24 protein-coding genes are annotated in these 24,803 nt (G+C 68.1%); 18 read left to right on the plus strand and 6 right to left on the minus strand.

The annotated features are described in order from the left end of the window. The first annotated feature begins 22 nt into the window (after window positions 1–22). The 4 genes from M8A51_RS02970 to M8A51_RS02985 are packed head-to-tail and all read left to right on the plus strand — an operon-like array spanning window position 23 to window position 3,519. Window positions 23–1,201, plus strand: coding sequence for an acetyl-CoA C-acyltransferase (locus M8A51_RS02970; protein ID WP_251776641.1), 1,179 nt, complete (start codon window positions 23–25; stop codon window positions 1,199–1,201). A 33-nt stretch (window positions 1,202–1,234) separates the two neighbouring features. Next, complete coding sequence (locus M8A51_RS02975; protein WP_251776642.1) at window positions 1,235–1,690, plus strand: MaoC family dehydratase; 456 nt, start codon at window positions 1,235–1,237, stop codon at window positions 1,688–1,690. Then, a complete protein-coding gene (locus M8A51_RS02980) occupies window positions 1,687–2,355 on the plus strand; it encodes an SDR family oxidoreductase (protein ID WP_251776643.1) in 669 nt (222 codons plus the stop codon). The genes M8A51_RS02975 and M8A51_RS02980 overlap by 4 nt, the downstream gene beginning before the upstream one ends. Window positions 2,356–2,388: 33 nt before the next feature. Continuing rightward, a complete protein-coding gene (locus M8A51_RS02985) occupies window positions 2,389–3,519 on the plus strand; it encodes an acyl-CoA dehydrogenase family protein (RefSeq protein ID WP_251776644.1) in 1,131 nt (376 codons plus the stop codon). Window positions 3,520–4,182: 663 nt separating this feature from the next. On the opposite strand, the gene M8A51_RS02990 is transcribed toward M8A51_RS02985, so the two are convergent. Then, complete coding sequence (locus tag M8A51_RS02990) at window positions 4,183–5,181, minus strand: MBL fold metallo-hydrolase (protein WP_251776645.1); 999 nt, start codon at window positions 5,179–5,181, stop codon at window positions 4,183–4,185. 98 nt (window positions 5,182–5,279) lie between these two features. Continuing rightward, window positions 5,280–6,131 carry a helix-turn-helix domain-containing protein gene (locus M8A51_RS02995; RefSeq protein WP_251776646.1) on the minus strand — a complete coding sequence of 284 codons (852 nt, stop codon included), beginning with the start codon at window positions 6,129–6,131 and terminating at the stop codon, window positions 5,280–5,282. A 121-nt stretch (window positions 6,132–6,252) separates the two neighbouring features. Here M8A51_RS02995 and trkA point away from each other — a divergent pair, with 121 nt between their 5' ends. From trkA to M8A51_RS03030, 7 genes are all read left to right on the plus strand, one after another. Beyond that, a complete protein-coding gene (trkA, locus tag M8A51_RS03000; RefSeq protein WP_251776647.1) occupies window positions 6,253–7,695 on the plus strand; it encodes a Trk system potassium transporter TrkA in 1,443 nt (480 codons plus the stop codon). Between the two features lie 17 nt (window positions 7,696–7,712). Then, window positions 7,713–9,182: a TrkH family potassium uptake protein gene (locus tag M8A51_RS03005; protein ID WP_251776648.1), complete on the plus strand. Its 1,470-nt coding sequence runs from the start codon at window positions 7,713–7,715 to the stop codon at window positions 9,180–9,182. A 222-nt stretch (window positions 9,183–9,404) separates the two neighbouring features. Further along, window positions 9,405–10,520 carry a TRAP transporter substrate-binding protein gene (locus M8A51_RS03010; RefSeq protein WP_251776649.1) on the plus strand — a complete coding sequence of 372 codons (1,116 nt, stop codon included), beginning with the start codon at window positions 9,405–9,407 and terminating at the stop codon, window positions 10,518–10,520. A gap of 69 nt (window positions 10,521–10,589) precedes the next feature. Continuing rightward, window positions 10,590–11,204: a TRAP transporter small permease subunit gene (locus tag M8A51_RS03015; RefSeq protein WP_251776650.1), complete on the plus strand. Its 615-nt coding sequence runs from the start codon at window positions 10,590–10,592 to the stop codon at window positions 11,202–11,204. Next, entirely contained in the window at window positions 11,201–13,147 is a 1,947-nt protein-coding gene (locus tag M8A51_RS03020; RefSeq protein ID WP_251776651.1) for a TRAP transporter large permease, read from the plus strand. Before M8A51_RS03015 ends, M8A51_RS03020 begins: the two co-directional genes overlap by 4 nt. 3 nt (window positions 13,148–13,150) lie before the next feature. Next, window positions 13,151–13,753, plus strand: a complete 603-nt coding sequence (locus M8A51_RS03025) for a 2-hydroxychromene-2-carboxylate isomerase (RefSeq protein ID WP_251776652.1) — start codon at window positions 13,151–13,153, stop codon at window positions 13,751–13,753. 16 nt (window positions 13,754–13,769) lie between these two features. Then, window positions 13,770–14,171 carry a rhodanese-like domain-containing protein gene (locus tag M8A51_RS03030; protein ID WP_251776653.1) on the plus strand — a complete coding sequence of 134 codons (402 nt, stop codon included), beginning with the start codon at window positions 13,770–13,772 and terminating at the stop codon, window positions 14,169–14,171. Window positions 14,172–14,175: 4 nt separating this feature from the next. On the opposite strand, the gene asd is transcribed toward M8A51_RS03030, so the two are convergent. Continuing rightward, window positions 14,176–15,033 (minus strand): archaetidylserine decarboxylase, encoded by an 858-nt coding sequence (asd, locus tag M8A51_RS03035; RefSeq protein WP_251776654.1) that lies wholly within the window; start codon window positions 15,031–15,033, stop codon window positions 14,176–14,178. 138 nt (window positions 15,034–15,171) lie between these two features. On the opposite strand from asd, the gene M8A51_RS03040 reads away from it, so the two are divergent. Further along, a complete protein-coding gene (locus M8A51_RS03040; RefSeq protein ID WP_251776655.1) occupies window positions 15,172–16,173 on the plus strand; it encodes a recombination-associated protein RdgC in 1,002 nt (333 codons plus the stop codon). 117 nt (window positions 16,174–16,290) lie between these two features. Continuing rightward, a complete protein-coding gene (locus M8A51_RS03045; protein ID WP_251776656.1) occupies window positions 16,291–16,980 on the plus strand; it encodes a hypothetical protein in 690 nt (229 codons plus the stop codon). A gap of 9 nt (window positions 16,981–16,989) precedes the next feature. Here the strand turns inward: M8A51_RS03045 and M8A51_RS03050 are convergent, their stop codons facing one another. Both M8A51_RS03050 and M8A51_RS03055 read right to left on the minus strand, forming a co-directional pair. Further along, a complete protein-coding gene (locus tag M8A51_RS03050) occupies window positions 16,990–17,403 on the minus strand; it encodes a VOC family protein (protein ID WP_251776657.1) in 414 nt (137 codons plus the stop codon). Between the two features lie 13 nt (window positions 17,404–17,416). Beyond that, window positions 17,417–18,388 carry an AraC family transcriptional regulator gene (locus tag M8A51_RS03055; RefSeq protein WP_251777025.1) on the minus strand — a complete coding sequence of 324 codons (972 nt, stop codon included), beginning with the start codon at window positions 18,386–18,388 and terminating at the stop codon, window positions 17,417–17,419. 200 nt (window positions 18,389–18,588) lie between these two features. On the opposite strand from M8A51_RS03055, the gene M8A51_RS03060 reads away from it, so the two are divergent. From M8A51_RS03060 to M8A51_RS03070, 4 genes are all read left to right on the plus strand, one after another. Further along, the gene (locus M8A51_RS03060; RefSeq protein ID WP_251776658.1) at window positions 18,589–20,196 is read left to right on the plus strand and encodes a carboxyl transferase domain-containing protein; all 1,608 of its coding nucleotides are present in this window, start codon (window positions 18,589–18,591) and stop codon (window positions 20,194–20,196) included. 58 nt (window positions 20,197–20,254) lie between these two features. After that, complete coding sequence (locus M8A51_RS03065; protein WP_251776659.1) at window positions 20,255–21,037, plus strand: enoyl-CoA hydratase/isomerase family protein; 783 nt, start codon at window positions 20,255–20,257, stop codon at window positions 21,035–21,037. A gap of 10 nt (window positions 21,038–21,047) precedes the next feature. Next, complete coding sequence (locus M8A51_RS26210; RefSeq protein WP_259371833.1) at window positions 21,048–21,176, plus strand: hypothetical protein; 129 nt, start codon at window positions 21,048–21,050, stop codon at window positions 21,174–21,176. Window positions 21,177–21,410: 234 nt separating this feature from the next. Further along, a complete protein-coding gene (locus M8A51_RS03070) occupies window positions 21,411–23,399 on the plus strand; it encodes an acetyl/propionyl/methylcrotonyl-CoA carboxylase subunit alpha (protein ID WP_251776660.1) in 1,989 nt (662 codons plus the stop codon). Between the two features lies 1 nt (window position 23,400). Here M8A51_RS03070 and M8A51_RS03075 read toward each other — a convergent pair whose 3' ends face one another. Beyond that, complete coding sequence (locus M8A51_RS03075) at window positions 23,401–23,772, minus strand: hypothetical protein (RefSeq protein ID WP_251776661.1); 372 nt, start codon at window positions 23,770–23,772, stop codon at window positions 23,401–23,403. Between the two features lie 124 nt (window positions 23,773–23,896). Here M8A51_RS03075 and M8A51_RS03080 point away from each other — a divergent pair, with 124 nt between their 5' ends. After that, window positions 23,897–24,802, plus strand: coding sequence for a hydroxymethylglutaryl-CoA lyase (locus M8A51_RS03080; protein ID WP_251776662.1), 906 nt, complete (start codon window positions 23,897–23,899; stop codon window positions 24,800–24,802). Window position 24,803 lies beyond the last annotated feature (1 nt).

Here is a 24,803-nt window from a genome sequence, read left to right on the forward strand (position 1 = left end):
CTTGACGTGAAAGGAGCTTTCCATGTCTGATCCCATTGTCATCGCTTCCGCTGCCCGTACGCCGATCGGCGGCCTGCTCGGTGATTTCTCCGCACTCGCCGCCTGGGAGCTGGGCGCCGTCGCCATCCGCGCGGCCGTCGAGCGCGCCGGCGTGCCGGGCGACGCCGTCAACGAAGTGCTGATGGGCAACTGCCTGATGGCCGGCCAAGGCCAGGCGCCGGCGCGCCAGGCCGCGTTGAAGGCCGGCCTGCCGCAGTCGACAGGTGCCGTCACCTTGTCGAAGATGTGCGGCTCCGGCATGCGCGCGATGATGTTCGCGCACGACATGCTGACGGCCGGCTCGGCCGACGTGATGGTGGCCGGCGGCATGGAAAGCATGACCAACGCGCCGCACCTGGCCTTCATGCGCAAGGGCGTCAAGTACGGCGCCGCCCCGTTCTACGACCACATGGCGCTCGACGGCCTGGAAGACGCCTACGAGCGCGGCAAGGCCATGGGCGTGTTCGCCGAAAACTGCGTCGCCAAGTACAGCTTCAGCCGCGAGGCGCAGGACCAGTTCGCGATCGCCTCCACCGAGCGTTCGATCGCCGCCAACACCGACGGCAGCTTCGACTGGGAAATGGCCCCGGTGGCGGTGGCCGCCAAAGGCGGCGAGACGCAGTTCACCAAGGACGAGCAGCCGTTCAAGGCCCGGCTCGACAAGATCCCCGGCCTGAAGCCGGCGTTCAAGAAGGACGGCAGCATCACCGCCGCGACGTCGTCGAGCATTTCCGACGGCGCCGCGGCGCTGGTGCTGATGCGGGAGTCGACCGCCCGCCGGATGGGCGTGGCGCCGATCGCGCGCATCCTGGCCCACAGTGTGCATGCACAGGCGCCCGAGTGGTTCACCACGGCGCCGGTGGGTGCGATCGACAAGGTGCTGAAGAAGACCGGCTGGGCCGCGAAGGACGTTGACCTCTGGGAGATCAACGAAGCCTTCGCCGCCGTGACGATGGCGGCGATGGCCGAGCACAAGCTCGCGCACGAGCAGGTCAACATCCACGGCGGCGCGTGCGCACTGGGGCACCCGATCGGTGCGAGCGGCGCACGCATCGTGGTCACGCTGCTCGGCGCCTTGCGCAAGCGAGGTGCGAAAAAAGGGGTGGCGGCGCTGTGCATCGGCGGCGGCGAGGCCACCGCGATGGCTGTCGAGCTTTATTGACCCCCGGGTTGCCGGGGCAGCAGGGAGAACAACATGAGTGCAGTGGCAGAAAACGAGATCGTCCGCCTGGGCGAGACCTTCGGCAAGACGGTGCGCTTCAGTGCGCAGGACATTGCCGCCTTCGCGGCAGCGTGCCACGACAGCAACCCGTTGCACAGCGACGAATCCGAGGCGGGCCAGTCCCGTTTCGGAGAAGTCATTGCCAGCGGCCCGCACACGGCGTCGATGCTGATGGGCCTGGCCGCGAGCCATTTCTCGCGGCGCAGCGATGGCGTCAAGCGCCAGATGGTGTGCCTGAACTTCAACTTCGCCTACAAGGCGCCGGTATATGCCGATGAAGACATCACGCTGCACTGGGTGGTCTCGTCGGTCGAGTGGAACCGCAAGCTCGACGGCTACGTCGTGATGGTCGATGGCGCCGCCAGCACGCAGCGCTCCGGCGTCGCCGTGATCAGTCGCGGCGCACTGCTGGTACGGGAGGTCGCATGACGGTTTTGGTCGCCGGCGCGTCGCGCGGCATCGGTTTCGAGTTCGCGCGGCAGTACCGTGCCGACGGCCGGCGCGTGGTGGCCACCGCGCGGGACGAAGAGGGCCTGCGCAAATTGCAGGCGCTCGGCTGCGAAACGCTGCCCCTGGATGTCACCGACGCCGCCAGCGTGGCCGGCCTCGGCTGGCGCACCGACGGCGAGCAGTTCGAGGTGGCCATCGTCAACGCCGGTGTGTACGGCCCGCGCACCGATGGTTTGCAACCACCGTCGCAGGATGATTTCGACCTGGTGATGCGCACCAACGTGCTGGGGCCGATGCGCGTGCTGGCGGCGCTGCAGGAATCGCTGCCTCGCGGCGCGCGGGTCATCGTGCTGTCGTCGGCGATGGGCTCGATCGGTCAGCGCGCCGGAGCATCCGGCTGGCTCTACCGGGCCTCGAAGGCGGCCGCGAACTCGGTGCTCAAGGACGCCTCGATGGTGCTCGGCTCGCGCGGCGTCTCCTGCATCGCCGTGCACCCCGGCTGGGTGCAGACCGACATGGGCGGCGCCGGCGCCACTTTGCCGCCCGAGCGCAGTGTGGCCGACCTGCGCCGGCTCATCGCCAACCTGACGCCCGAGGACAACGGGCGCTTCTACAGTCATGACGGTTCGACCATCCCCTGGTGAGCCGGCTTTCCTTTTTCCTCACCCGAGACTGCCATGCTGTTGACGCAGGACCAGAGCATGATCCGCGACGCCGTGCGCGCGTTCGTGAACGAACAGATCAAGCCGCATGCTGCCCGCTGGGACAAAGAGCATCACTTCCCGAAGGACGTGCACCGCGGCCTGGCTGAGCTGGGCACCTATGGGGTGTGCGTGCCGACCGGGTACGGCGGTGCGGGCCTCGACTACGTGACGCTGGCATTGGTGCTGGAAGAGATCGCCGCCGGCGACGGGGGCACCAGCACAGCGGTGAGCGTCAACAACTGCCCCGTCTGCGCGATCCTGATGCGCTACGGCAACGAAGCGCAGAAGCAGCGCTGGCTGACGCCGCTGGCGCAGGGTGAACTGCTGGGCGCGTTCTGCCTGACCGAACCGCACGCCGGCTCCGACGCGTCCGCGCTGCGCACCACGGCGCGCCGCGACGGCGATGCCTATGTGATCGACGGCGTCAAGCAGTTCATCACCAGCGGCAAGCACGGGCAGGTCGCGATCGTCATCGCCGTGACCGACAAGGCCGCCGGCAAGCGCGGTATCAGCGCCTTCATCGTGCCGACCGACACGCCGGGCTACCGGGTGGCGAGCCTGGAAGACAAGCTGGGCCAGCATTCGAGCGACACCGCGCAGATCGTCTTCGAGCAATGCCGGGTGCCGGCCGAGAACTTGATCGGCGACGAAGGCGAGGGCTACCGGATCGCGCTGTCGGCGCTGGAGGGTGGGCGTATCGGCATCGGCGCGCAAAGCGTGGGCATGGCACGGGCGGCGTTCGAGGCGGCGCTCGACTATGCAAAGCAACGCGAGAGCTTCGGCAAGCCGATCTTCGAGCACCAGGCGGTGCAGTTCCGGCTGGCCGAGATGGCCACGCAGATCGAGGTGGCGCGGCAGATGGTGTGGCACGCGGCGGCCTTGCGCGATGCGGGCGAGCCGTGCCTCAAGGAAGCGGCGATGGCGAAGCTGTTCGCCAGCGAGATGGCGGAGCGGGTGTGCTCGGATGCCATCCAGGTGCATGGCGGGTATGGGTATGTGCGGGACTTTCCCGTGGAGCGCATTTATCGGGATGTGAGGGTGTGCCAGATCTATGAAGGCACTTCGGATGTGCAGAAGATTTTGATTGGAAGGGCGTTGGGCTAGGCCTGCCTGCCTGAAGCGCTGTGCTCCATTGCGCTGCCGCGCCGGGAGTCCGCCCCGGCGGGCGGGTAACTTTCTTCTGCTGGCTCAGAAGAAAGTCACCAAAGAAGAGAGCCTGAAGAAGAACACCATGCACTCTGACCGTTGTGCTTTTTCCCGTCGGCCCAGCGGGCGGTCGATCCCTGCCGAATGGGCTAGAACCACCTGCTCGTCCAACACTACGGGTCCGCTGCGCGAGACCCTGGAAGAAGCCAGGAACCCCAGGGCTATGCGTAGCGAGCCCGAGCGCGCTGGCGCCGTTCGTCTTGTCTTCGGTTCCGGTATTCGGTCCGCTTCGGACCGAAACAACAGGTGTGCGGCTTGTCTAGCCAGCACGGCGATCACAGGCCGCCCGCCGGACCGCCTTCAAGAAGCTCAACGGTCAGAGTGCATGGTGTTCTTCTTCAGGCCCTTTGCTTTGGTGACTTTCATTTGGGCCAGCCAAATGAAAGTTACCCGCCCGCCGGGGCGGACTCCCGGCGCGGCAGCGCGATGTACTACATCGCTTAAGACAGCACTCAGGCAGACAGCACTCAGGCAGACAGCACTCAGGCAGACAGCACTCAGGCAGACAGCACTCGGGCAAGGCAGCACTCAGGCAGGCAGCAAGCAAGCTCGACAGGCCAGCTATTTCGCCTCGCCAGGCACTGGCGAATACTCCGCCGGTATCCACCGATACCCGCCCCCCTCCTTCCTCACATGCCCCATCCCGGGAAACGGCAGATGCGCCCCGGCCACCCAGGCGCCCGAGCGCTCCGCCAGCGCCAGCATCGCCCGACGCGACGCAACGGCGCGCCGGCGATCGGTGTCGTACTCGTACGAGACCTCCGGCTGCACGAACTGCACCGCGTGGAAGTGCACCACGTCGCCCCACACCAGCAACTGCTGCCCGTCGCCTCCCTCGATCACCCAGGACGTGTGCCCGGGCGTATGCCCGCCGGTGTCCAGCGCCCGCACGCCCGACGGCAAGGCGTCGCCGGCGGCGAAGCGCTTCAACCGGCCGGCGGCCTCGTAGGGCGCCACGGCGCGCCGGGCCATGTCGAACATCGGGCGCAGGCCTTGCGGCGCCTGCGCCTGCACCTGCGGGTCGAGCCAGTAGCGCGCGTCTTCGGCCGCCAGCCACACGGTCGCGTTGGGGTACATCGCGCTGCCGTCAGGCTTCACCAGGCCGCACAGGTGGTCCGGGTGGGCATGGGTCAGCAGCACCGTGTCGACGTCCTCGGGCCGCTCGCCCGCGCTGCGCAGGTTGGCGCCGATGCGGCCCAGCGTGGGGCCGAAGCAGTCGGCCGTGCCGGCGTCGACCAGGATGCGCGAGTCGCCCCGGCGCACAAGGTAGGCGTTGACCGCCGTCTGGATGCCGGCCGCCTGCTCGGGCACGTAGGACCACGCCAACAGGCCGGCGGCGCGTTTCGCGGCGATGTCCTTCATGTGCGCGCGGGGCAGGAAGGCCACGCCGTCGAACAGGGCGGTGACCCGCAGTTCGCCGATGGCCTGGCGGTAGTAGCCGGGCACCTGCTCGAAGGCCGCCGGCTCGGCGGCGGACACCACCGGCCCACCGGCCGCGGCGCAGGCCAGCAGGGCAGCGTGGACAACAAGACGGCGCGCGTTTCGCGACAGCATGAACATCGTGGGTTCCTCCATTCGGCACGGGTGGTTGAACGAATGGCGCCACGTTACGCGCGGTGGGCGTGCGGCGTCGCTCAGATCGCTGCGTCAAACGCTCATCACCCGGGGGCCTCGGTGCTGTTGCCGATGCGGGCCGGTTCCAGGCCGTAGCGCTCCTTGAAGCGCTGGACGAAACTCGCGGCGGACTGGTAGCCGACCTTGTCGGCCACGGTCTTGATCGGCCAGCGTGTCGTGTAGAGCAGGTCCAGCGCGCACGCCAGCCGCGCGTCGCTGACCACGTCGCGCAAGCGGGTGCGTTCCTCGGACAGCCTGCGCCGCAGCGTCGCGCCGCTCATGCCCAGATCCTGCTCGAAGTCGGCCGAGCGCCAGTCGCGCTGGGGGGCTTGCGCGACCAGGGCGCGCACGCGGGCGGCGACCGTCGCGGTCGGCGGCACCAGCAGCGCCGTATGGCCGAGTTCGCACAGGCGCAAGGTCAGGGCGGTGAGGGCCAGGCGCGCGCCTGCCTCGCGCCCTGTGGCGAGGGCGTCGATCCAACCGGTCATTTCGCGCTCGACCTGCGCTGCCGCCACCTTGCCGATGGGGTTGGACGCCTGCGGCACCAGCGGCCCCCACAGCATGCGTGCACTGGCCAGCACTTCGTCGCACAGCGGCAGTGCCACCGTGAGGTAGCGGCCATCCGCGGTGTCGGGGATGTTGACGACGTCGAGCCGGTGGCCGGCGGCCATCACCAGCATGTCGCCAGGCGCGTAGTGCAGCGAGGTGGCCCCGTGGCGCACGGTCTTCGTGCCGCGCAGGACGACCGCCAACTGCCCGCGTTCGACCTGCACCGACTTGACGCCGTGCTCGCGCCGCGCGGTGATGCACGCGAAGGCATGGCCGGCGGACGCGGCGCTGTCCTCCACCAGACGGCTCAGGGCCGGCACCAGCAAGGGCTCATGGGGGGCATTCATGGCCGTGATGATGGCACCGCCTGCAAGCCCGCGCCGCCGGGGGGCGGTTCGCGCGTAGCGGCGTCACGGCGCGCGGCAACCCCCTGAACCGGGGCCGGTGCCTCGCCCATAATCCGTCTCCATGAACATCATCATCCTCGGCGCCGGCCGCGTCGGCGAAAGCGTCGCCGAAAATCTGGTGTCCGAGCGCAATGACATCACTGTCATCGACGCCAACCCGCAACGGGTACGCGAACTGCAGGATCGCCTCGACCTGCGCGGTGTCGTCGGCAACGGCATCCAGCCTTCGGTGCTGCAGGACGCCGGGGCACAGGATGCCGACATGCTGATCGCCTGTGCGCCGCTGGACGAGACCAATCTGGTCACCTGCAAGATTGCCCACGACATGTTCAGCATCCCGACGACGATCGCTCGGGTGCGGTCCCCCGAGTTCGTCGACGGCTCCACGCTGATGGGCAAGGCGGGCTTCGCGGTCGACCGCGTGATCTGCCCCGAGGCTTCGCTGACACGCTACATCCGCAAGCTGATCGAATACCCCGAGGCCCTGCAGGTGCTGGAGTTCGCCGAAGGGCTGGTGAGCCTGATCGCCGTGCGCGCGGTGTCCGGGGGCGCCTTGGTGCGGCACACGATCTCCGAGCTGCCGAGCCTGGTGCCGGATGCGGAAATGCGCATCGTCTCGATCTACCGGCGGGACCCGGAAGGACCGGACCGCCAGGTGACGTGCGAAGGCAGCACCCGGGTCGAGCCCGGCGACGAGGTTTTCGTGCTGGCGGCGACCGGCCATATCCGCATGGTGCTCGAAGCGCTGCGCCGGCGCGACCGCCCGGTCAAGCGCGTGATGATCGCTGGCGGCGGACGGGTGGGCCTGCGACTCGCCCGGCTGCTGCAGGGCGACTACCGGGTCAAGCTGATCGAGCACGACCCGGTGCGCTGCGAGTACCTGGCGTCGCAACTGGCGGCCGACACGCTGGTGCTGGGCGGCGACTCGACCGACGAGGAGCTGCTCGAGGAAGAGAACGTGCACGACATGGACCTGTTCCTCGCGCTGACCAACGACGACGAGGACAACATCATGTCCTGCCTGCTCGCCAAGCGCATGGGCGCCAAGCGGGTGCTGGCGCTGATCAATCGCAAGGCGTATGCGGACTTGGTGCAGGGCACCGAGATCGACATCGCGCTGTCGCCGGCACAGGCGGTGATCGGCGAGCTGCTCGCGCACGTGCGCCGCGGCGACGTGGAGGCAGTGCACAGCCTGCGCCGCGGCGCGGCCGAAGCGCTGGAAGCGGTGGCGCGCGGCGACCGGCAGTCGTCGAAGGTGGTCGGACGCCGCATCGAGGAGCTGAAACTGCCCAAAGGCGCACAGATCGGCGCCATCGTGCGCGGCCTGCCCGACGCGGAGGTGCCGGCCGACGAACTGGAAAAACGCAGGCTCGCCGCCCAGGTGCTGATTGCACACCATGACACGGTGATCGAGTCGAACGACCACGTGATCATCTTCCTGCCGCGCAAGCGCGACGTGCGCGAGGTCGAGAAGCTGTTCCAGGTCAGCGCGATTTTCTTCTGACGAAAGCCGACTTTTCCATGCAATCGGTGCTGCCCGTTGTCGGCATCCTCGGCGTGATCGTGATGTTCTTTGCCGGGGCGATGCTCGTGCCGTTGAGCGTGGCGCTGTTCGGCGACGAAACCGCCGCGCGCTCCTATCACGGCGCCATCGCTGCGACTTTCGGCAGCGGCCTGCTCATGTGGCTGGCGGCACGCCGGTTCCGTCGCGAGCTGCAGCCGCGCGACGGGGTGCTGCTCGTGTCGCTGGCGTGGACGGTGCTGCCGCTGTTCGCGAGCCTGCCGCTGATCATCTACTTCCGCCAGGCCGGCATGCCGATCTCGTTCACCGACGCGTACTTCGAGGCGATGTCGGGGCTGACCACCACCGGCGCGACCGTGCTGGCCGGGCTCGACAAGCTGCCTGCGTCCATCAACCTGTGGCGCTGCTTCATGCAGTGGATGGGCGGCATGGGCATCCTCGTGCTGGCGGTGGCGATCCTGCCCCTGCTGGGCGCGGGCGGCAGCCAGATCTTCAAGGCCGAGACCAGCGGGCCGATGAAGGACGCCAAGCTGACGCCGCGCATCACCGAGACGGCCAAGGGGCTGTGGACGGTCTATTGCGTCTTCTCGGTCGCCTGCCTGCTGGCCTTTCGCGCGGGGGGCATGAGCTGGCTCGACGCGTGGATGCACATGTTCACCACCGTGAGCCTGGGGGGGCTGTCGTCCCATGACGCCAGCTTCGGGTACTTCGCGTCGCCGCTGCTGGAATGGACGGCGGTCTTCTTCATGCTGGTGGCCAGCTGCAACTTCGCGCTGTACTTCGTGGCGCTGCGCAAGCGATCCACCCGCAAGCTGATGGTCGACCCCGAAGTGCGGGGCACCCTCGGCCTGATGGTCGGCAGCAGCCTGCTCGTCGCGACACTGCTGCTCGTGAAGGGCACCTACGCCGACCCGCTCGAAGCGCTGCGGGCGGCGTTCTTCAACGTGGTGTCGATCGCATCGACCACCGGCTATGCCACGGTGGACTACAGCCATTGGCCGGTCTTCGCGCCCGTGCTGATGCTGATGCTGTCCGGCATGGCGACCAGCGCCGGCTCCACCGGTGCCGGCATCAAGATGGTCCGCGTCATCATCCTGCTGAAGCAGGCGTTGCGAGAGATGTCGCGCATCGTGCATCCGCGTGCGGTGAACCCGGTGATGCTGGGCGACACCAGCGTGCCGGGCAGCACCATCTTCGCGGTGCTGGCCTTCATGCTCGTCTACGGGGCGACGATCATCAGCCTGACGATGCTGCTGCTGCTGACCGACCTCGACGTCATCACCGCGTTCACCGCCATCGTCGCGAGCGTGAACAACATGGGCCCGGGACTGGGCAGCGTCGGGCCGGCCGGCAACTTCGGCGGGCTCACCGACTTCCAGACCTGGGTCTGCACGGCCGCGATGCTGCTCGGGCGGCTGGAAATGCTGTCCTTCATGGTGTTGCTGACCCCGTCGTTCTGGCGCAAGTAGCCTCGATCGCCCCTTTCGTTCAGCTGATATTCAGGATGCGCGGCGCGGCACGCTGCAGATCGCACCGATCTGTGCGGCCGCGGCGCTCGCCGGCCCTCTGCACGGCGCCGGCGGCGCGGGTTTTCGCTAGCCCCCCCACCGTCACTGCTGTCTAGCATGGTCCGACCCACCCGTCCGGCAGAGACGAGGGGCCCGTCGAACCACCTCAGCAGGAGACAAGCCGTGAGTCAATCTACCTCGCAGCGCCGCCGCTTCCTCAAGCGTGCCGGTGCGGGCGCCGTCGGTGCCGGTGCCACCGCCTTCCCCGCCATCTCGACCGCGCAGACCACGTCGCTGCGCTTCCAGAGCACCTGGCCGGCGAAGGACATCTTCCACGAGTACGCGAACGACTTCGCGAAAAAGATCAACGACATGGCGGGCAACCGCCTGAAGATCGAGGTGCTGCCCGCCGGTGCGGTGGTGCCGGCGTTCCAGTTGCTCGACGCGGTCAGCAAGGGCACGCTCGACGGCGGCCATGGCGTGGTCGCCTACTGGTACGGCAAGAATCCCGCCGTTGCCTTGTGGGGTTCCGGCCCGGCCTTCGGGATGGACCCGAACATGGTGCTGTCATGGCACTACTACGGCGGTGGCAAGCAGCTGCTCGACGAGATCTACAAGAGCCTGAACCTCGAGGTGCAGTCCTTTCTGTACGGCCCGATGCCGACGCAGCCGCTCGGCTGGTTCAAGAAGCCGGTCGCGCGCGCCGCCGACCTGAAGGGGCTGAAGTTCCGCACCGTGGGCCTGGCCGTGGACGTGTTCACCGAGATGGGCGTCGCGGTCAACCCGCTGCCGGGCGGCGAAATCGTCCCCGCGCTCGACCGTGGCTTGATCGATGCGGCAGAGTTCAACAATGCGTCCAGCGACCGCGTGCTCGGCTTCCCGGACGTGGCGAAGAACTGCATGCTGCAAAGCTTCCACCAGTCGGGCGAGCAGTTCGAGATCCTGTTCAACAAGGGCAAGTACGACGCGCTGCCGACCGAGCTGAAGTCGGTGATCGACTATGCGGTGCAGGCCGCGTCGGCCGACATGAGCTGGAAGGCGATCGATCGCTACTCGAAGGACTACTTCGAGATGCAGCAGAAGCAGGGCGTGAAGTTCTACAAGACGCCCGACGCCATCCTGCGCGCGCAGCTGGCAGCCTGGGACAAGGTGACGAGCAAGAAGTCGGCCGAGAACGCCAGCTTCAAGAAGGTGATGGACTCGATGAAGGCCTATGCACAGCGCTGCGGGCGCTGGCAGAACGACACGATGGTCGACTTCAAGATGGCCTACAACCACTACTTCTCCGGCAAGCGCTGAGGCGCTCCGCGCAGCACGAGGGCGCCGGGACGGCGCCCTCGCGTTTTCCCTCCAGCTTCGAAAGGCGTCATGCAGAAAGTGCTGCTTGCGGTCGATGCGATGTCGACCTGGCTCGGAAAGCTTGCCGCGTGGACGGTGGTCGGGCTCACCGCGCTGATCAGCTGGGAGGTGTTTTCCCGCTATGCGCTGAACCGGCCGCATGCCTGGGTGCTCGACGCGCAGATCATGCTCTACGGCACGCTGTTCATGCTGGCCGGTGCCTACACCCTGTCGAAGAACGGGCATGTGCGCGGCGACGTGCTGTACGGCTTTCTTCGCCCGCGCACGCAGGCGACGATCGACCTGGTGCTTTACGTGGTGTTTTTCCTGCCCGGCATCGTTGCACTCACCTGGGCCGGCTGGATCTACGCGCAGGAATCGCTTGCGATCCGGGAGCAGACCTTCTCGGCCGACCCGTTGCCGCTGTACCCGTTCAAGTTCGTGATCCCGCTGGCCGGTCTGGCACTGCTGCTTCAGGGCGCCGTGGAGATCGTGCGCTGCGTGCTGTGCCTGCGTGATGGGCAGTGGCCGTCACGCGAGCGCGACGTCGAGGAGGTCGACGTCGACAAGCTCAAGGAGATGGTGCACGTGAAGGACGCCGACGAAGACCCGGTGCATGCAGGCACCTCCGGGAGCGGTCGATGAAAATTCGCAAGGAGCTGTGGTTCGGCCTGGGCTTCATGGCCGTGGTGCTGGTCGCGGTGGCGGCCATGCTGCTCAGCGTCGAGCGCGTCACCAACGGCCATCTCGGCCTGCTGATGCTGTCGATGGTGGTGGTGGCGATCATGCTCGGCTTCCCGACGGCATTCACGCTGATGGGCATGGGCATGATCTTCACCTGGCTGGCCTACGACCGCGACCTCACGCGCACGCTGGACCTGATGGTGCAGGCCGCCTACAAGACGATGGCCAGCGATGTGCTGATCGCCATTCCGTTGTTCGTGTTCATGGGCTATCTGGTCGAACGCGCGAATCTGATCGAAAAGCTGTTCAGAAGCCTGCATCTGTCGATGGCACGCGTTCCAGGGTCGCTGGCGGTGGCCACGCTGGTGACCTGCGCGGTGTTCGCCACGGCCACCGGCATCGTCGGGGCAGTGGTCACGCTGATGGGCTTGCTCGCGTTGCCGGCCATGCTGCGCGCCGGCTACAGCACGCCGATCGCGGCCGGCGCGATCACTGCCGGTGGCTGCCTCGGCATCCTGATCCCGCCCTCGGTGCTGCTGATCGTCTACGGTGCCACCGCCGGTGTATCGGTCGTGCAGCTCTATGCCGGGGCCTTCTTCCCGGGGCTGATGCTGGCGGGGCTGTACGTGCTCTACGTGATCGCGATGGCCAAGTTCAAGCCGCACCTGGCGCCGCCGCTGTCGGCCGAGTCCCGCCGTGTCGCGCTGCCCGAGCTGACGGCACGGCTGACCCGTGACGGCGGCGAGCACGCGGTGCGGCGCCTGCTGCATGCGTTGAAGGGTCGGCGCAACGCCGACGTTCCGCTCGGACACGTGCTGCGGCAGCTGGGCGTGGTGGTGCTGCCTGCGCTGCTGTTCGCGGCGGTCGCCCTGGCCAGCTACCGCAGCGTGACGGCGCCGCTGGAGGTGGTCGACTACGGGATCGAGCCCATCAGCTTCTCGGCGCCGGGCACCGAGGAGCGAAGCGAGTCGACCGGACTGCAGGAGCCGCCCGGCGTGGCGGAGCCACCGGGTGCCGACGACGGCAGCCTGCAGGAACCCCCCGGCGCTGCGGAGCTGGCCGAGCCCCCGGGGGCCGAGCCTGCACCCGCTGAGGGAGTGACCGAGCCGCCGGGCGCCGCCGGCGACGCCGCTGCAGTCGCCGAACCCCGCCCGGTGCCCACCTGGTGGTGGGCCACTTTCGCCGTGCTGGCGGCCATCGTCGCGATCTTCTACCTGTTCCTCAGCTTCGCGCGGCTGGAGATCTTCAAGATGCTCCTGTCGTCGTTCTTCCCGCTGCTGATCCTGATCCTGTCCGTGCTCGGCTCCATCGTGTTCGGCTTCGCGACGCCGACCGAGGCCGCGGCCGTCGGTGCCCTCGGCGGTTTCCTGCTGGCAGCCGCCTACCGGCGGTTGACGTTCTCGGTGGTGAAGGAGTCGGTCTACCTGACCGCCAAGACGTCGGCCATGGTGTGCTGGCTGTTCGTCGGCTCGGCCATCTTCTCGTCGGCCTTCGCGCTGCTGGGCGGGCAGGACCTGGTGGAGCAGTGGGTGCTGAGCATGAACCTCAGCAAGATCGAGTTCATGGTGCTGTCGCAGATCCTGATCTTCATCCTCGGCTGGCCGCTGGAGTGGACCGAGATCATCGTGATCTTCATGCCGATCTTCATTCCGCTGCTCGACAACTTCGGCGTCGATCCGCTGTTCTTCGGGCTGCTGGTGGCCCTGAACCTGCAGACGGCCTTCCTCAGCCCGCCGGTGGCGATGTCGGCTTTCTACCTGAAGGGCGTGGCGCCGCCGCACGTGACGTTGAACCAGATCTTCGCCGGCATGCTGCCCTTCATGGGGATCCAGATCATCGCGATCGTGCTGCTCTATGTCTTCCCGGGTATCGGCCTGTGGCTGCCGCAACTGTTGTACAAGTAAGTCATGCCTGCATTGATCGACTTCTATTTCGATTTCTCGTCGCCGTATTCCTACATCGCCTCGGAATGGATCGAAGCACTGGCCGCCCGCCACGGGCGCACGGTACGCTGGCACGCCATCCTGCTCGGCGCGACCTTCCGCGCCGCCGAACTGCGCGCCCCGGTCGACCACCCGATCAAGCGCGAGTACGCACTGCGCGACTTCGCCCGCTCGGCACGCGCGGAGGGCGTGCCCTATGCGCAGCCCGCGCGCTTTCCGATCCCGACGCAGAACGCCGCGCGCGTGTTCTGGTGGCTGTGCGGCGCCGACGCGTCGCGTTCGACCGCCTGGGCACGGGCCTGTTTTCGTGCCTACTTCGGCCGTGGGGTGGATCTGTCCGACCCGGCCGCGCTGAAGCGGCTGGCCGAGGAATTCGGCCTCGACCCGCAGGCGGCCGAGACCGTCTGGAACGACCCGCTGTGGAAGGACCGCCTGAAGCAGGCCAACGAGGCGGCGATTGCCGCAGGGGTGTTCGGCGCACCGTATTTCATCGTCGACGGCGAACCGTTCTGGGGCAACGACCGCAAGGCCCAGATGGAACGCTGGCTGGCCCAAGGGCCGTTTTAATGTGCAGGAGTTTGCGATGGAACTGAAGAAGGGCTACCGCGCCCTGGTCGACGAAGCGATGGCGCAGGTGACGACCTACAGCGTCGAGGAAGCGCGCGCGAAACTCGGCGACACCAGCGTGCAGTTCGTCGACGTGCGCGACGTGCGCGAGCTGGAGCGCGAGGGCGTGGTGCCGGGCGCGGTGCATGCGCCGCGCGGCATGCTCGAGTTCTGGATCGACCCCGAGTCGCCCTACCACCGGCCGGTGTTCGCCGAAGACAAGGAGTTCGTGCTGTTCTGCGCGGCCGGTTGGCGCTCGGCGCTGGCGACCAAGACGCTGCAGGACATGGGGCTGCCGCGCGTGGCCCACATCGAAGGGGGCTTCACGGCCTGGAAAGCCGCCGGGGCGCCGGTCGAGGAAAAACCGAAGAAGGCGTGACGGTTCAGGCGGCGGCCGGCACGTAGGTCGCCATGGCTTCACCCATGCACACCAGGCGCTCGGGCACCCACTCGGCGTTGAAGCGCATGCAGTCCTTCGGGAACAGCATGACCACGGTCGAGCCGAGCAGGAAGCGTCCCATCTCGTCGCCCTGCGCGAAGGCGACTTCCCGATCGTCGTAACGCCATTCGCGCACGCTTTTCGTGCGCGGTGGATTGACGACCCCGTGCCACACGGTGGCCATGCTGCCGACGATGGTGGCGCCCACCAGCACCATCACGAAGGGGCCGCGCTCGCCATCGAACACGCACACGACCCGCTCGTTGCGGGCGAACAGCCCCGGCACGCCGCGCGCCGTGGTCGGGTTCACCGAGAACAGGTCGCCCGGCACGTAGACCATGCGCCGCAGCCGCCCGGCACACGGCATGTGGATGCGGTGATAGTCCTTGGGGCTGAGGTAAAGCGTGATGAACTCGCCGTCGGTGAACCGGGCCGACAGCGTGGCGTCGCCGCCGACCAGCGTCAGCGCCGAGTAGTCGTGTCCCTTGGCCTGGAAGATGCGGTCGCGTTCGATGCGGCCGAACTGGCTCACTGCGCCGTCGATCGGGCAGATCAGATCGGCCGCCGCCATCGGGCGCGCTCCCGGCTTCAGGGGCCGGGTAAAGAACTCGTTGAAGCTGCGGTAGCTTGCCGGGTCGGGGTTCTGCGCTTCCTGCATGTCGACGCCATAGCGCTTGACGAACCAGCGGATCGCCGCCGTCGTCACCCGGCCGGCCTCGGCCGATGCGAACCTGCCGGCGAGCGCGGTCAAGGCCTGCTTGGGCAAGAGGTACTGGTGAAGAACGGCAAGGCGAGGGGACACGGGCATGCAGGGCGTGGAACAAAGACGCAAGTGTAGCGAGCGTGCTTGTCGTCGACGAATGCACGCGCCCGGCATGCGGGTGTGCGGAGGTGGTCGACCCCGGCACCTAAAATCCGCGCTCTCCAGCTCAGCTTCGCCATGTTCAAGAACGCACTCGTTTTCCGTATCGCCCAGTGGGACCGTCCGGCCGTTGCCGACATCGAGGAACGCCTCGCCGGCGCCCGTTTTGCCGAGTGCGGTGCGACCCAGCCCGAATCCGCCGGCTGGGTCGAGCCGCGCGGCCAGAAGCACGGCGCGCTGGTCGAGAGCATCGGCGGCCAATGGATCCTCAGGCTATGCACCGAGACCAAGTCGGTGCCTGCATCGGCGGTCAAGACCCGGCTCGAGGAGCAGCTCGACAAGGTCGAGCAGGAAACGGGGCGCCGGCCCAAGGGCAAGCGCGCGAAGGAGCTGAAGGAAGAAATCGTGCGCGACTTGCTGCCGCGCGCCTTCCCCAAGCGCGGCAACACCACGGTGTGGATCAACCCGGCGGCCGGCTTCGTGGTGGTCGACGCATCCAGCATCAAGAAGGCCGACGCCATCGTCAGCCGGCTGGTTGAGCTGTTGGGCGGCGGCCTTTCCTTGAGCTTCCTGCAGAGCGAGATCTCGCCGGCCGTGGCGATGTCGGGCTGGCTGAAGAGCAAGGAGGCGCCCGCCGGCTTCACGATCGACCGTGACTGCGAACTCAAGCAGCCCGACAGCGAGAAGGCCACGGTGCGCTATGCCCGCCACACGCTGGACATCGACGAGGTCGGCCAGCACATCGAGCAGGGCAAGGTGCCGACGCAGGTGGCGATGACCTGGGACAGCCGGGTGTCCTTCGTGCTGACCGAGTCGCTGGCCATCAAGAAGATCAAGCTGCTCGACGTCGTGCTCGAGGGCGCGAGCTCGGCCACCCGGGACGACGGCGGCTTCGATGCCGACGTGGCGTTGATGACGGGCGAGCTGGGCAAGCTGATTCCCGATCTGATCGACGCCCTGGGCGGTGAACTCGACCGCGAGAAGTTCTACAAGAGTGCGGGCAGCGCAGTGCCTGCCGATGCCGGCGGCCCCGCGGCCGAAGACAACACGCCCCCGTGGGAGCTGCCTGCAGCCGCCTGAATGCCGCGGCTGGGGTGGGGAGCCGGGGCGGGGCATCCACATCGTGTTTCAAAGGGGGGCCGAAACAGCGGTACGCTGTCGGGCCCCGCCATCCCTCTCTGATATTTCCTCCTGCCCATGTTTGGACGACCCAAGCCCGTCGTGCTCGACCGTTATGGCTCGCGACGCTCACGTGCCGTGCTGCCGCGCTGGCTGCTGTTGCTGTTGCTCGGTGCCGGCCTCGGTGTCGGCGCCGTGATGTACGTCCAGGAGCGTGTGCTGCCGCCGCGTCTGTCGGTTGCCGAGTCGGCGCTGCTGCGGCAGTCCTTCGAACAGGCCGATGCCGAGCGGCTGCGCCTGCAAGGCGAACTGGGCAAAACCGGCGAGCAGCTGAAATCGGCCCTGGCCGACAAGGACCAGCTGACCCGCGAACTCACCGCCAGCCGCGACACGGTCGAGCGCCTGCGTGAGGACGTCGGCGCGCTGGTGGCGTCGCTGCCGCCCGACCCGCGGGGCAGCGCGGTGGCCGTGCGCGCCGCCCGTTTCGAACTCGACGGCAACGCGCTTGTTTACGACGTGGTGCTGTCGCGCGACCGCGCCGCGCAGCCTTTCCGGGGCGTGCTGCAGTTTGTCGTCGCCGGCACGCCGGCCGACGGCCCCGAGCGGACCCTCAAACTGGACCCGGTGCCGATCTCGGTGGGCCGCTATGAAAGCGTGCGCGGCAGCCTGCCGCTACCGGACGGGTTCCGCCCGCGCCAGACCACCGTGCAGGTGCTCGACCGGCCGGGGGGCAAGCTCTCGGGCATGCGCGTGCTGTACGTCAAGTAGCCGCTGACACTACCGGTCGTAGAGCGTCTCCAGCGACCGGAATCCCTTGACCTCGATCGGGTTGCCCGACGGGTCGAGGAAAAACATCGTCCACTGCTCGCCCGGCTGCCCTTCGAAGCGCGCTTGCGGCTCCACCACGAAGGCCGTGCCGGCGTCGCGCAGCCGTTGCGCCAGCGCTTGCCAGTCGGGCAGCTCGAGCACCACGCCGAGGTGCGGCATCGGCACCAGGTGGCCACCGACGCGGCCGGTGTTCGCGGTGGCGAACGGCTCACCCAGGTGCAGCGAGATCTGGTGCCCGAAAAAATCGAAGTCGACCCAGCTGTCGGTGCTGCGGCCTTCGCGGCAACCGAGCACGCGGCCGTAGAACTCGCGTGCGCCTTCGAGGTCGCGCACGTGGTAGGCGAGGTGGAAGAGGCTTTTCATGGTGCGGTTCATGTTACGCCGCCGCGTCGGTCTGCGCTCTGAATGCGGTCGGCGACAGGCCCGTCCACGCCTTGAAGGCCCGGGAAAAGCTTTTCTCGTTGGAAAAACCGGCCGCCAGTGCGATCTGCTTGATCGGCCGCGCCGTGCGACGCAACTGGTCGATCGCCTGCTCGCGGCGCACCTCGTCCTTCAGCGCCTGCAGCGCCACGCCTTCGTCGCGCAATTGCCGGTGCAAGGTGCGTGCCGACAGGTGCAGCGCATCGGCCAGCGCCGGGGCGCTGCGCAGTTCGGCGCCCCGGTCGTGCAGCAGCTCGCGCACCCGCTCGGCGAGCAGCCGGTCGCGCCGATAGGGCAGCACGATCAACCGGACCGCGTGCTGCAGCATGGCCTGCAGCGCCCGTTCATCCCGCCGCTGCGGCAGGGCCAGGTAGCGGGCGTCGAAGGACAGGGCGGCCTGCGGCGCCCCGAAACGCACCGGGCCGGGAAACAGGCGGGGGTAGACGTCGGCATGCGGCGGGCGGCCGAACGGAAAGACGGTTTCCACCAGGGATATGCGCGAATCGACCACCCACGAGGCATAGCCGTGCAGGTTGCGCAAGCTGGTCAGCAAGCAGAGCTCGCGCATGGCACCCAACTCGCGGCGCTCGTCGATCTGCACCCGCGCCACCCCGCTTTGCACGCCGAGCCGGAACACGATGTCGTCGGTCAGCAAGGCATGGTGACGGCACCAGCGCTTCAGTGCGACGCCCAGCGTGGGTGCGGTCAGCGAGGCCCGGCTGAGCAGCCCGTAGCTGCCCCAGGGCAGCCGGCGCGAGAACCAGCCGAGGGCCTCGTCGTCGAGCTGCTGCATGGCCAGGCGCGAAAAGGCCTCCATCTGGGCGGCCGTGATGCGCGTTCCAGGCCGGCGCAGCATCGGTGGCGTGATTTGTGCCTGCTTCAGTGCCGCTGACGGATCGACGCCGTAGCGTTCGTAGGCCAGCAGCATGGCGTGGATGAAGGCAATCGGGGTGGCGGCGGAAGGGTGGCTCGGGCGGTCGGCGCTGGTCACCTCGCAAGTGTCGTAGCCGTTGGCGCGATTTGCAACCTTGTTGACTCCCTATGTGGCCTGGGGCTGCCTACCCTTGCCGGTTTACAGCTGCGCCCGTCGTCACGACACTGTGCGGGCCGCACGCAGGAGACCGCCCCATGCCGACGCTCGAATCCCGCCTCAACCCGCGCAGCGAGGACTTCCGCCGCAATGCCGACGCGATGCGTGCGCTGGTCGACGATCTCAATGCCCGGCTGGAGCGTATCGCCCAGGGCGGCGGCGAGGCCGCCCGCGCCAAACACCTCGGGCGCGGCAAGCTGCTCCCGCGCGAGCGCGTCGAGATGCTGCTCGACCCCGGCACGCCGTTCCTCGAGATTGCGCCGCTGGCCGCGCTGGGCATGTACAACAACGATGCGCCGGGCGCCGGCTTGATCGCGGGCATCGGCCGTGTGGCGGGCGTCGAATGCGTGATCGTCTGCAATGACGCCACCGTCAAGGGCGGCACCTACTACCCGATGACGGTCAAGAAACATCTGCGGGCGCAGGAGATCGCCGAAGCCAACCGCCTGCCATGCCTCTACCTGGTCGACTCGGGCGGCGCGAACCTGCCCAACCAGGACGAGGTCTTTCCCGATCGCGACCATTTCGGCCGCATCTTCTACAACCAGGCCCACATGAGCTCGCAGGGCATTCCGCAGATTGCCGTGGTGATGGGCTCCTGCACCGCCGGCGGTGCCTACGTGCCGGCAATGAGCGACGAAACCATCATCGTCAAGAACCAGGGCACCATCTTCCTCGGCGGCCCACCGTTGGTGAAGGCTGCCACCGGTGAGGTGGTCAGCGCCGAAGACCTGGGTGGCGGCGACGTGCACACGCGACTGTCCGGCGTGGCCGATCATCTTGCCGACAACGACCTGCACGCGCTGGCCATCGCGCGGGCATCGGTCGGCCGGCTCAACTGGCGCAAGACGGTGCCCGTGTCCTGCACCGCGCCGCGCGAGCCGAAATACGCACCCGAGGAACTGCACGGCGTGATCCCGACCGACACGCGCAAGCCCTTCGATGTGCGCGAGGTGATCGCGCGTATCGTCGACGCCAGCGAATTCGACGAGTTCAAGGCTCGCTATGGGCAGACGCTGGTGACCGGCTTCGCGCACATCGACGGCATGCCGGTCGGCATCGTCGCAAACAACGGCATCCTGTTTTCCGAAAGCGCCAACAAGGGCGCGCACTTCATCGAGCTGTGCTGCCAGCGCAAGGTGCCGCTGGTGTTCCTGCAGAACATCACCGGCTTCATGGTGGGCCGCAAGTACGAAAACGAAGGCATCGCGCGCGCCGGCGCGAAGATGGTCACTGCGGTCGCCTGTGCGCAGGTGCCCAAGTTCACGGTGATCATCGGCGGCAGCTTCGGCGCCGGCAACTACGGCATGTGCGGCCGCGCTTACAGCCCGCGGCTGCTGTGGATGTGGCCCAACGCCCGCATCAGCGTGATGGGCGGCGAGCAGGCGGCCAGCGTGCTGGCGACCGTGAAGCGCGACGGCATCGAGGCCAGGGGCGGACAGTGGAGCGCCGACGACGAAGAAGCCTTCAAGGCGCCGATCCGCCAGCAGTACGAGGACCAGGGGCATCCGTACTACGCATCGGCGCGCTTGTGGGACGACGGCGTGATCGACCCGGCCGACACGCGGCGCGTGCTCGCGCTGGCCTTGAGCGCAAGCCTCAATGCCCCCATTCCCGACGCCAGATTCGGCGTCTTCAGGATGTGACGACCCAGCCCCTGCGCGTGCGGTCTGACCCATCCGAGGAACCGTGAGGACAACCGAGATGCCGAACCAACTGGATATTTGCGTTGAAGGTGCGATCGCCCGTGTTTTCCTGAACCGTCCGGAAGTGCGCAATGCCTTCGACGACGCCACCATCGCCGAGCTGACGAAGGCGTTCACCGCATTGGGCAACGAGGCAGGCGTGCGCGTCATCGTGCTCGGCGCGCACGGCAAGGCCTTCAGTGCGGGCGCCGACCTGAACTGGATGCGCGCGATGGCGGGCTACACCTGGGAGCAGAACCACGCCGACGCGTCGCGCCTGGCCGACATGTTGTGGGCGATCTACAGCTGCCCGGTGCCCGTGATCGCGCGCATCCACGGCGACTGCTATGCCGGCGGCGTGGGGCTGGCCGCGGCGTGCGACATCGTGGTGGCGAGCGAGGGCGTGCACTTCTGCCTGTCGGAGGCCAAGCTCGGCCTGTTGCCGGGCACCATCAGCCCGTATGTGATCCGGGCGATGGGCGAGCAGGCGGCGCGTCGCTACTTCGTCACAGCCGAGCGCTTCAGCGCCGCCGAGGCCCACCGCATCGGCTTCGTGCACGAGCTGTGCGCGGCCGAACTGCTCGACGCCAGGGTCGACGAACTGGCGCGGGCCGCCGCCGCCAACGGCCCGCAGGCCGTGCAGGCCTGCAAGCGGCTGGTGCAGGACATGGCCGGCCGGCCGATCACAACGGAGTTGCGCGACGACACCGCACGGCGCATCGCCGACATCCGCGCCAGCGACGAAGGACGCGAGGGGGTGCGCGCCTTCCTCGAAAAACGCACGCCGGGCTGGACGGCCTGAAGGAGCATCGATGTTCAAGAAGATCCTGATTGCCAACCGCGGCGACCAGCCGGCGGCAGCCGGCGCAGCGGCGCAGCCAGAATGCATGGCACGCGCAGCGTGCGCAGGCGATCGTGCCGCGGGAGGCCGGAATGTTTAAGAAGATCCTGATTGCCAACCGCGGCGACCAGCCGGCGGCAGCCGGCGCAGCGGCGCAGCCAGAATGCATGGCACGCGCAGCGTGCGCAGGCGATCGTGCCGCGGGAGGCCGGAATGTTTAAGAAGATCCTGATTGCCAACCGCGGCGACCAGCCGGCGGCAGCCGGCGCAGCGGCGCAGCCAGAATGCATGGCACGCGCAGCGTGCGCAGGCGATCGTGCCGCGGGAGGCCGGAATGTTTAAGAAGATCCTGATTGCCAACCGCGGCGAGATCGCCTGCCGCGTGGCCGCCACGGCACGCAGGCTGGGCATCAAGACGGTCGCGGTCTATTCCGACGCCGACGCGAATGCCAAGCACGTGCACGCCTGCGACGAAGCGGTGCACATCGGCGGCTCGGCTCCGCGCGACAGCTATCTGCGCTACGAGCGCATTCTCGACGCTGCCCGCGCCACCGGCGCGCAGGCCGTCCACCCGGGCTACGGCTTTCTCAGCGAGAACGAGGACTTCGCACAGGCCTGCGCCGACGCCGGGCTGGCGTTCATCGGCCCCCCTGCATCGGCGATCGCTGCGATGGGCAGCAAGGCTGCGGCGAAGACCTTGATGGAAAAGGCCGGCGTGCCCCTGGTACCCGGTTACCACGGTGACCGGCAGGAGCCCGAATTCCTGAAAGCCGAAGCGGCGCGCATCGGCTACCCGGTGCTGATCAAGGCCAGCGCCGGTGGCGGCGGCAAGGGCATGCGGGCCGTCGGGTCGGCCGACGAGTTCGAGGCAGCGCTCGCCTCGTGCAAGCGCGAAGCCGCAGCGAGCTTCGGTGACGACCATGTGCTGGTCGAGCGCTACGTGACGCGACCGCGGCATATCGAGATCCAGGTGTTCGGCGACACGCAGGGCCACTGCGTTTACCTGTTCGAGCGCGATTGCTCGGTGCAGCGCCGCCACCAGAAGGTACTGGAAGAAGCGCCGGCGCCCGGCATGACGGAGGAGCGTCGTCGCGAGATGGGCGAGGCCGCCGTGGCGGCGGCACGTGCGGTGGGCTACGTCGGCGCCGGCACGGTGGAGTTCATTGCCGAGCAGGACGGCCGCTTCTACTTCATGGAGATGAACACGCGGCTGCAGGTCGAGCACCCGGTGACGGAGGCGATCACCGGGCACGACCTGGTCGAGTGGCAGCTGCGTGTGGCAGCCGGCGAGCGGCTGCCGGCGCTGCAGGACGAATTGCGCATCCGTGGCCATGCGATCGAGGCACGCCTGTGCGCCGAGAACCCGGAAGCCCAATTCCTGCCCGCCACCGGCTGGCTGCGGGTGTTTCGCATGCCGCGCGCGTCGGAGTTCGACGTGGCGCCGGTGCGCGTCGACGCCGGCGTGCGCGAGGGCGACGAGATCTCGCCGTACTACGACTCGATGATCGCCAAGCTGATCGTGCACGGCGAGACGCGCGAGCAGGCGCTGTCGCGGCTCGACGCCGCACTGGCGGACACCCATATCGTCGGCCTGCACACCAACGCAGCCTTCCTGCGACGCGTGGCCGCAAGCCGTTCGTTCACCACCGCGGACCTGGACACCGCGCTGATCGAACGCGAGCGCGACGTGCTGTTCGGCGGCCCGGGCCTCGACCTGGCCTGCGCGGTGGCTGGCGTGGCCGCGCGCGTGCTGGCCGAAGAAGCGCAGTTCGAGAATGCCGACCCTTGGTCGCGCCGTGATGGCTGGCGATTGCATGGCGCCGCGCGGCGCCGCATGGAACTCGACGTGGGCGGGCAGCGGCATGTGGCGTATCTCGCCTACCAGCACGACGGCTCGCATCTGCTGCAACTGGGCGAGGCGCAGCACCCGCTGCGCGCACGTTCGCTCGGCGGCGACCGCTTCGACGTGAGCCTGGGTGCCGACCGCTGGGAACTGGCGGTCTACCGACAAGGCGAGAGCTACGCGGTGTTCGCACCGCAGGGCAGTTTGTCGCTCGTGTGGATCGACGCCATCGCCCATGCGGCTGAAGGCTCGCACGACGCCGGCCGGCTCACCGCGCCGATGCCGGGCAAGCTGATCGCGTTGCATGTGAGTGCCGGCCAGAAGGTGCACAAGGGCCAGCCGCTGGCGGTGATGGAGGCGATGAAGATGGAGCACACCATCGCGGCACCCGCCGACGGCCTGGTCGAGGAAGTGCTCTATGGCGTCGGCGATCAGGTTGGCGAAGGCGCCGAGCTGCTGCGGCTGAAAAAACCGGCGTGAGTCAGCGGTGCGGCCGGCGCAGCCCGAACAGGTCGATGGGGCCGAACCAGCCGCCCAGGCGGGCCCGCTCGGACGGGACGGCCGAGGCTGCTCCGGTGTCGAGGGGCGGTTCGGTCAGACCGAAGCCGGAGGTGTCGGCACTCAGCGACGGCGCATGGGGGGCACGGCCGGGTCGCTGGCGGCTGGCAGCGACGAACGCCTCGGCCAGGTGCTGCAGCTCGGCGTTGCCGCTGGCACGGCAAACCTGCAGCACATCGAGTGCGTAATCTTCGCGCTCGAGCATGGTCGGCAGGTCGATGCCTTCGCCGATGTGCTTGAGCAAGCCGTAGTGGATCCGGGTGGCGACGCGAAAGCGGTAGGGGCTGCTGTCCATGGCACACCTCGTGGAAGGATGCTGTGGACATTTTTCTCCTGTCACACGGCGCTGGACACCCCCCGAACGGGGGCGATCCTCCCTAAGGGGGAGTCACAATGACGGACCTGTTGGAGCTGAACCGATGATTCCTGACCGTGTCACCCTGGTGGACGTGGGCCCGCGCGACGGCCTGCAGAACGAAAAGCAGCCGGTCGATGCCGCGCACAAGATCGAACTGGTGCACCGCCTGCAGGCCGCAGGCCTGCGCGAGATCGAGGTCACCAGCTTCGTCAGTCCCAAGTGGGTGCCGCAGATGGCGGACAACGCCGAGGTGATGGCCGGTCTGCAGCGCCAGCCCGGCGTCCGTTATTCGGTGCTGACGCCCAACATGAAGGGGTTCGAGGCGGCGCTGCCGAGCCGGCCCGACGAAATCGTGGTCTTCGGCGCTGCCAGCGAGGCCTTCAGCCAGCGCAACATCAACTGCTCGATCGAGGAGTCGATCGAGCGCTTCCGTCCCGTGGTGCAGGCTGCGCGCGAGCGGCGCCTGAAGGTGCGCGGCGCGGTCTCGTGCGCGCTCGGCTGCCCCTACCAGGGCGAGGTGAGCCCCGACGAGGTCGAGCGGGTGGTGCGGCTGATGAAGGAGATCGGCGTCGACCATGTCGGCATCGCCGACACCATCGGCGTCGGCACGCCGCGGCGCGTGCAGGCCGCGATGGAGCGCGCCCTGAAGCACTATCCGGTGGCCGATGTGAGCGGGCACTTCCACGACACCTATGGGCAGGCCATCGGCAACGTCTATGCCAGCCTGGAACTGGGCGTGCACACCTTCGACGCCAGCATTGCCGGGCTGGGCGGCTGCCCGTATGCGAAGGGCGCGACGGGCAACGTGGCGACCGAGGACGTGGTTTTCCTGCTGCACGGGCTGGGCATCCACACCGGCATCGACCTCGACCGGCTGGTCGATGCGGGCAAGTTCATCTCCGACGTGCTGGGCCGCAAGCCGGTGTCGCGCGTCGCGAATGCGCTGCTGGCGAAGCGGGGGCCGTGAC

This window comes from Caldimonas mangrovi (assembly GCF_023721835.1).
Lineage (GTDB): Bacteria > Pseudomonadota > Gammaproteobacteria > Burkholderiales > Burkholderiaceae_C > Caldimonas > Caldimonas mangrovi.

What these genes read in the sequence shown, in the direction of transcription:
- M8A51_RS03075 (WP_251776661.1), bottom strand. Translation starts at nt 23,772, where the DNA reads ATGGACAGCAGCCCCTACCGCTTTCGCGTCGCCACCCGGATCCACTAC.
- M8A51_RS03065 (WP_251776659.1), top strand. Translation starts at nt 20,255, where the DNA reads ATGCCGAACCAACTGGATATTTGCGTTGAAGGTGCGATCGCCCGTGTT.
- M8A51_RS03040 (WP_251776655.1), top strand. Translation starts at nt 15,172, where the DNA reads ATGTTCAAGAACGCACTCGTTTTCCGTATCGCCCAGTGGGACCGTCCG.
- M8A51_RS03070 (WP_251776660.1), top strand. Translation starts at nt 21,411, where the DNA reads ATGTTTAAGAAGATCCTGATTGCCAACCGCGGCGAGATCGCCTGCCGC.
- M8A51_RS03005 (WP_251776648.1), top strand. Translation starts at nt 7,713, where the DNA reads ATGCAATCGGTGCTGCCCGTTGTCGGCATCCTCGGCGTGATCGTGATG.
- M8A51_RS03050 (WP_251776657.1), bottom strand. Translation starts at nt 17,403, where the DNA reads ATGAAAAGCCTCTTCCACCTCGCCTACCACGTGCGCGACCTCGAAGGC.
- trkA (WP_251776647.1), top strand. Translation starts at nt 6,253, where the DNA reads ATGAACATCATCATCCTCGGCGCCGGCCGCGTCGGCGAAAGCGTCGCC.
- M8A51_RS02985 (WP_251776644.1), top strand. Translation starts at nt 2,389, where the DNA reads ATGCTGTTGACGCAGGACCAGAGCATGATCCGCGACGCCGTGCGCGCG.
- M8A51_RS02980 (WP_251776643.1), top strand. Translation starts at nt 1,687, where the DNA reads ATGACGGTTTTGGTCGCCGGCGCGTCGCGCGGCATCGGTTTCGAGTTC.
- M8A51_RS02970 (WP_251776641.1), top strand. Translation starts at nt 23, where the DNA reads ATGTCTGATCCCATTGTCATCGCTTCCGCTGCCCGTACGCCGATCGGC.
- M8A51_RS02975 (WP_251776642.1), top strand. Translation starts at nt 1,235, where the DNA reads ATGAGTGCAGTGGCAGAAAACGAGATCGTCCGCCTGGGCGAGACCTTC.
- M8A51_RS03045 (WP_251776656.1), top strand. Translation starts at nt 16,291, where the DNA reads ATGTTTGGACGACCCAAGCCCGTCGTGCTCGACCGTTATGGCTCGCGA.
- M8A51_RS26210 (WP_259371833.1), top strand. Translation starts at nt 21,048, where the DNA reads ATGTTCAAGAAGATCCTGATTGCCAACCGCGGCGACCAGCCGGCGGCA.
- M8A51_RS02995 (WP_251776646.1), bottom strand. Translation starts at nt 6,131, where the DNA reads ATGAATGCCCCCCATGAGCCCTTGCTGGTGCCGGCCCTGAGCCGTCTG.
- M8A51_RS02990 (WP_251776645.1), bottom strand. Translation starts at nt 5,181, where the DNA reads ATGTTCATGCTGTCGCGAAACGCGCGCCGTCTTGTTGTCCACGCTGCC.
- M8A51_RS03025 (WP_251776652.1), top strand. Translation starts at nt 13,151, where the DNA reads ATGCCTGCATTGATCGACTTCTATTTCGATTTCTCGTCGCCGTATTCC.
- M8A51_RS03080 (WP_251776662.1), top strand. Translation starts at nt 23,897, where the DNA reads ATGATTCCTGACCGTGTCACCCTGGTGGACGTGGGCCCGCGCGACGGC.
- M8A51_RS03015 (WP_251776650.1), top strand. Translation starts at nt 10,590, where the DNA reads ATGCAGAAAGTGCTGCTTGCGGTCGATGCGATGTCGACCTGGCTCGGA.
- M8A51_RS03055 (WP_251777025.1), bottom strand. Translation starts at nt 18,388, where the DNA reads ATGCTGCTGGCCTACGAACGCTACGGCGTCGATCCGTCAGCGGCACTG.
- M8A51_RS03060 (WP_251776658.1), top strand. Translation starts at nt 18,589, where the DNA reads ATGCCGACGCTCGAATCCCGCCTCAACCCGCGCAGCGAGGACTTCCGC.
- M8A51_RS03020 (WP_251776651.1), top strand. Translation starts at nt 11,201, where the DNA reads ATGAAAATTCGCAAGGAGCTGTGGTTCGGCCTGGGCTTCATGGCCGTG.
- M8A51_RS03030 (WP_251776653.1), top strand. Translation starts at nt 13,770, where the DNA reads ATGGAACTGAAGAAGGGCTACCGCGCCCTGGTCGACGAAGCGATGGCG.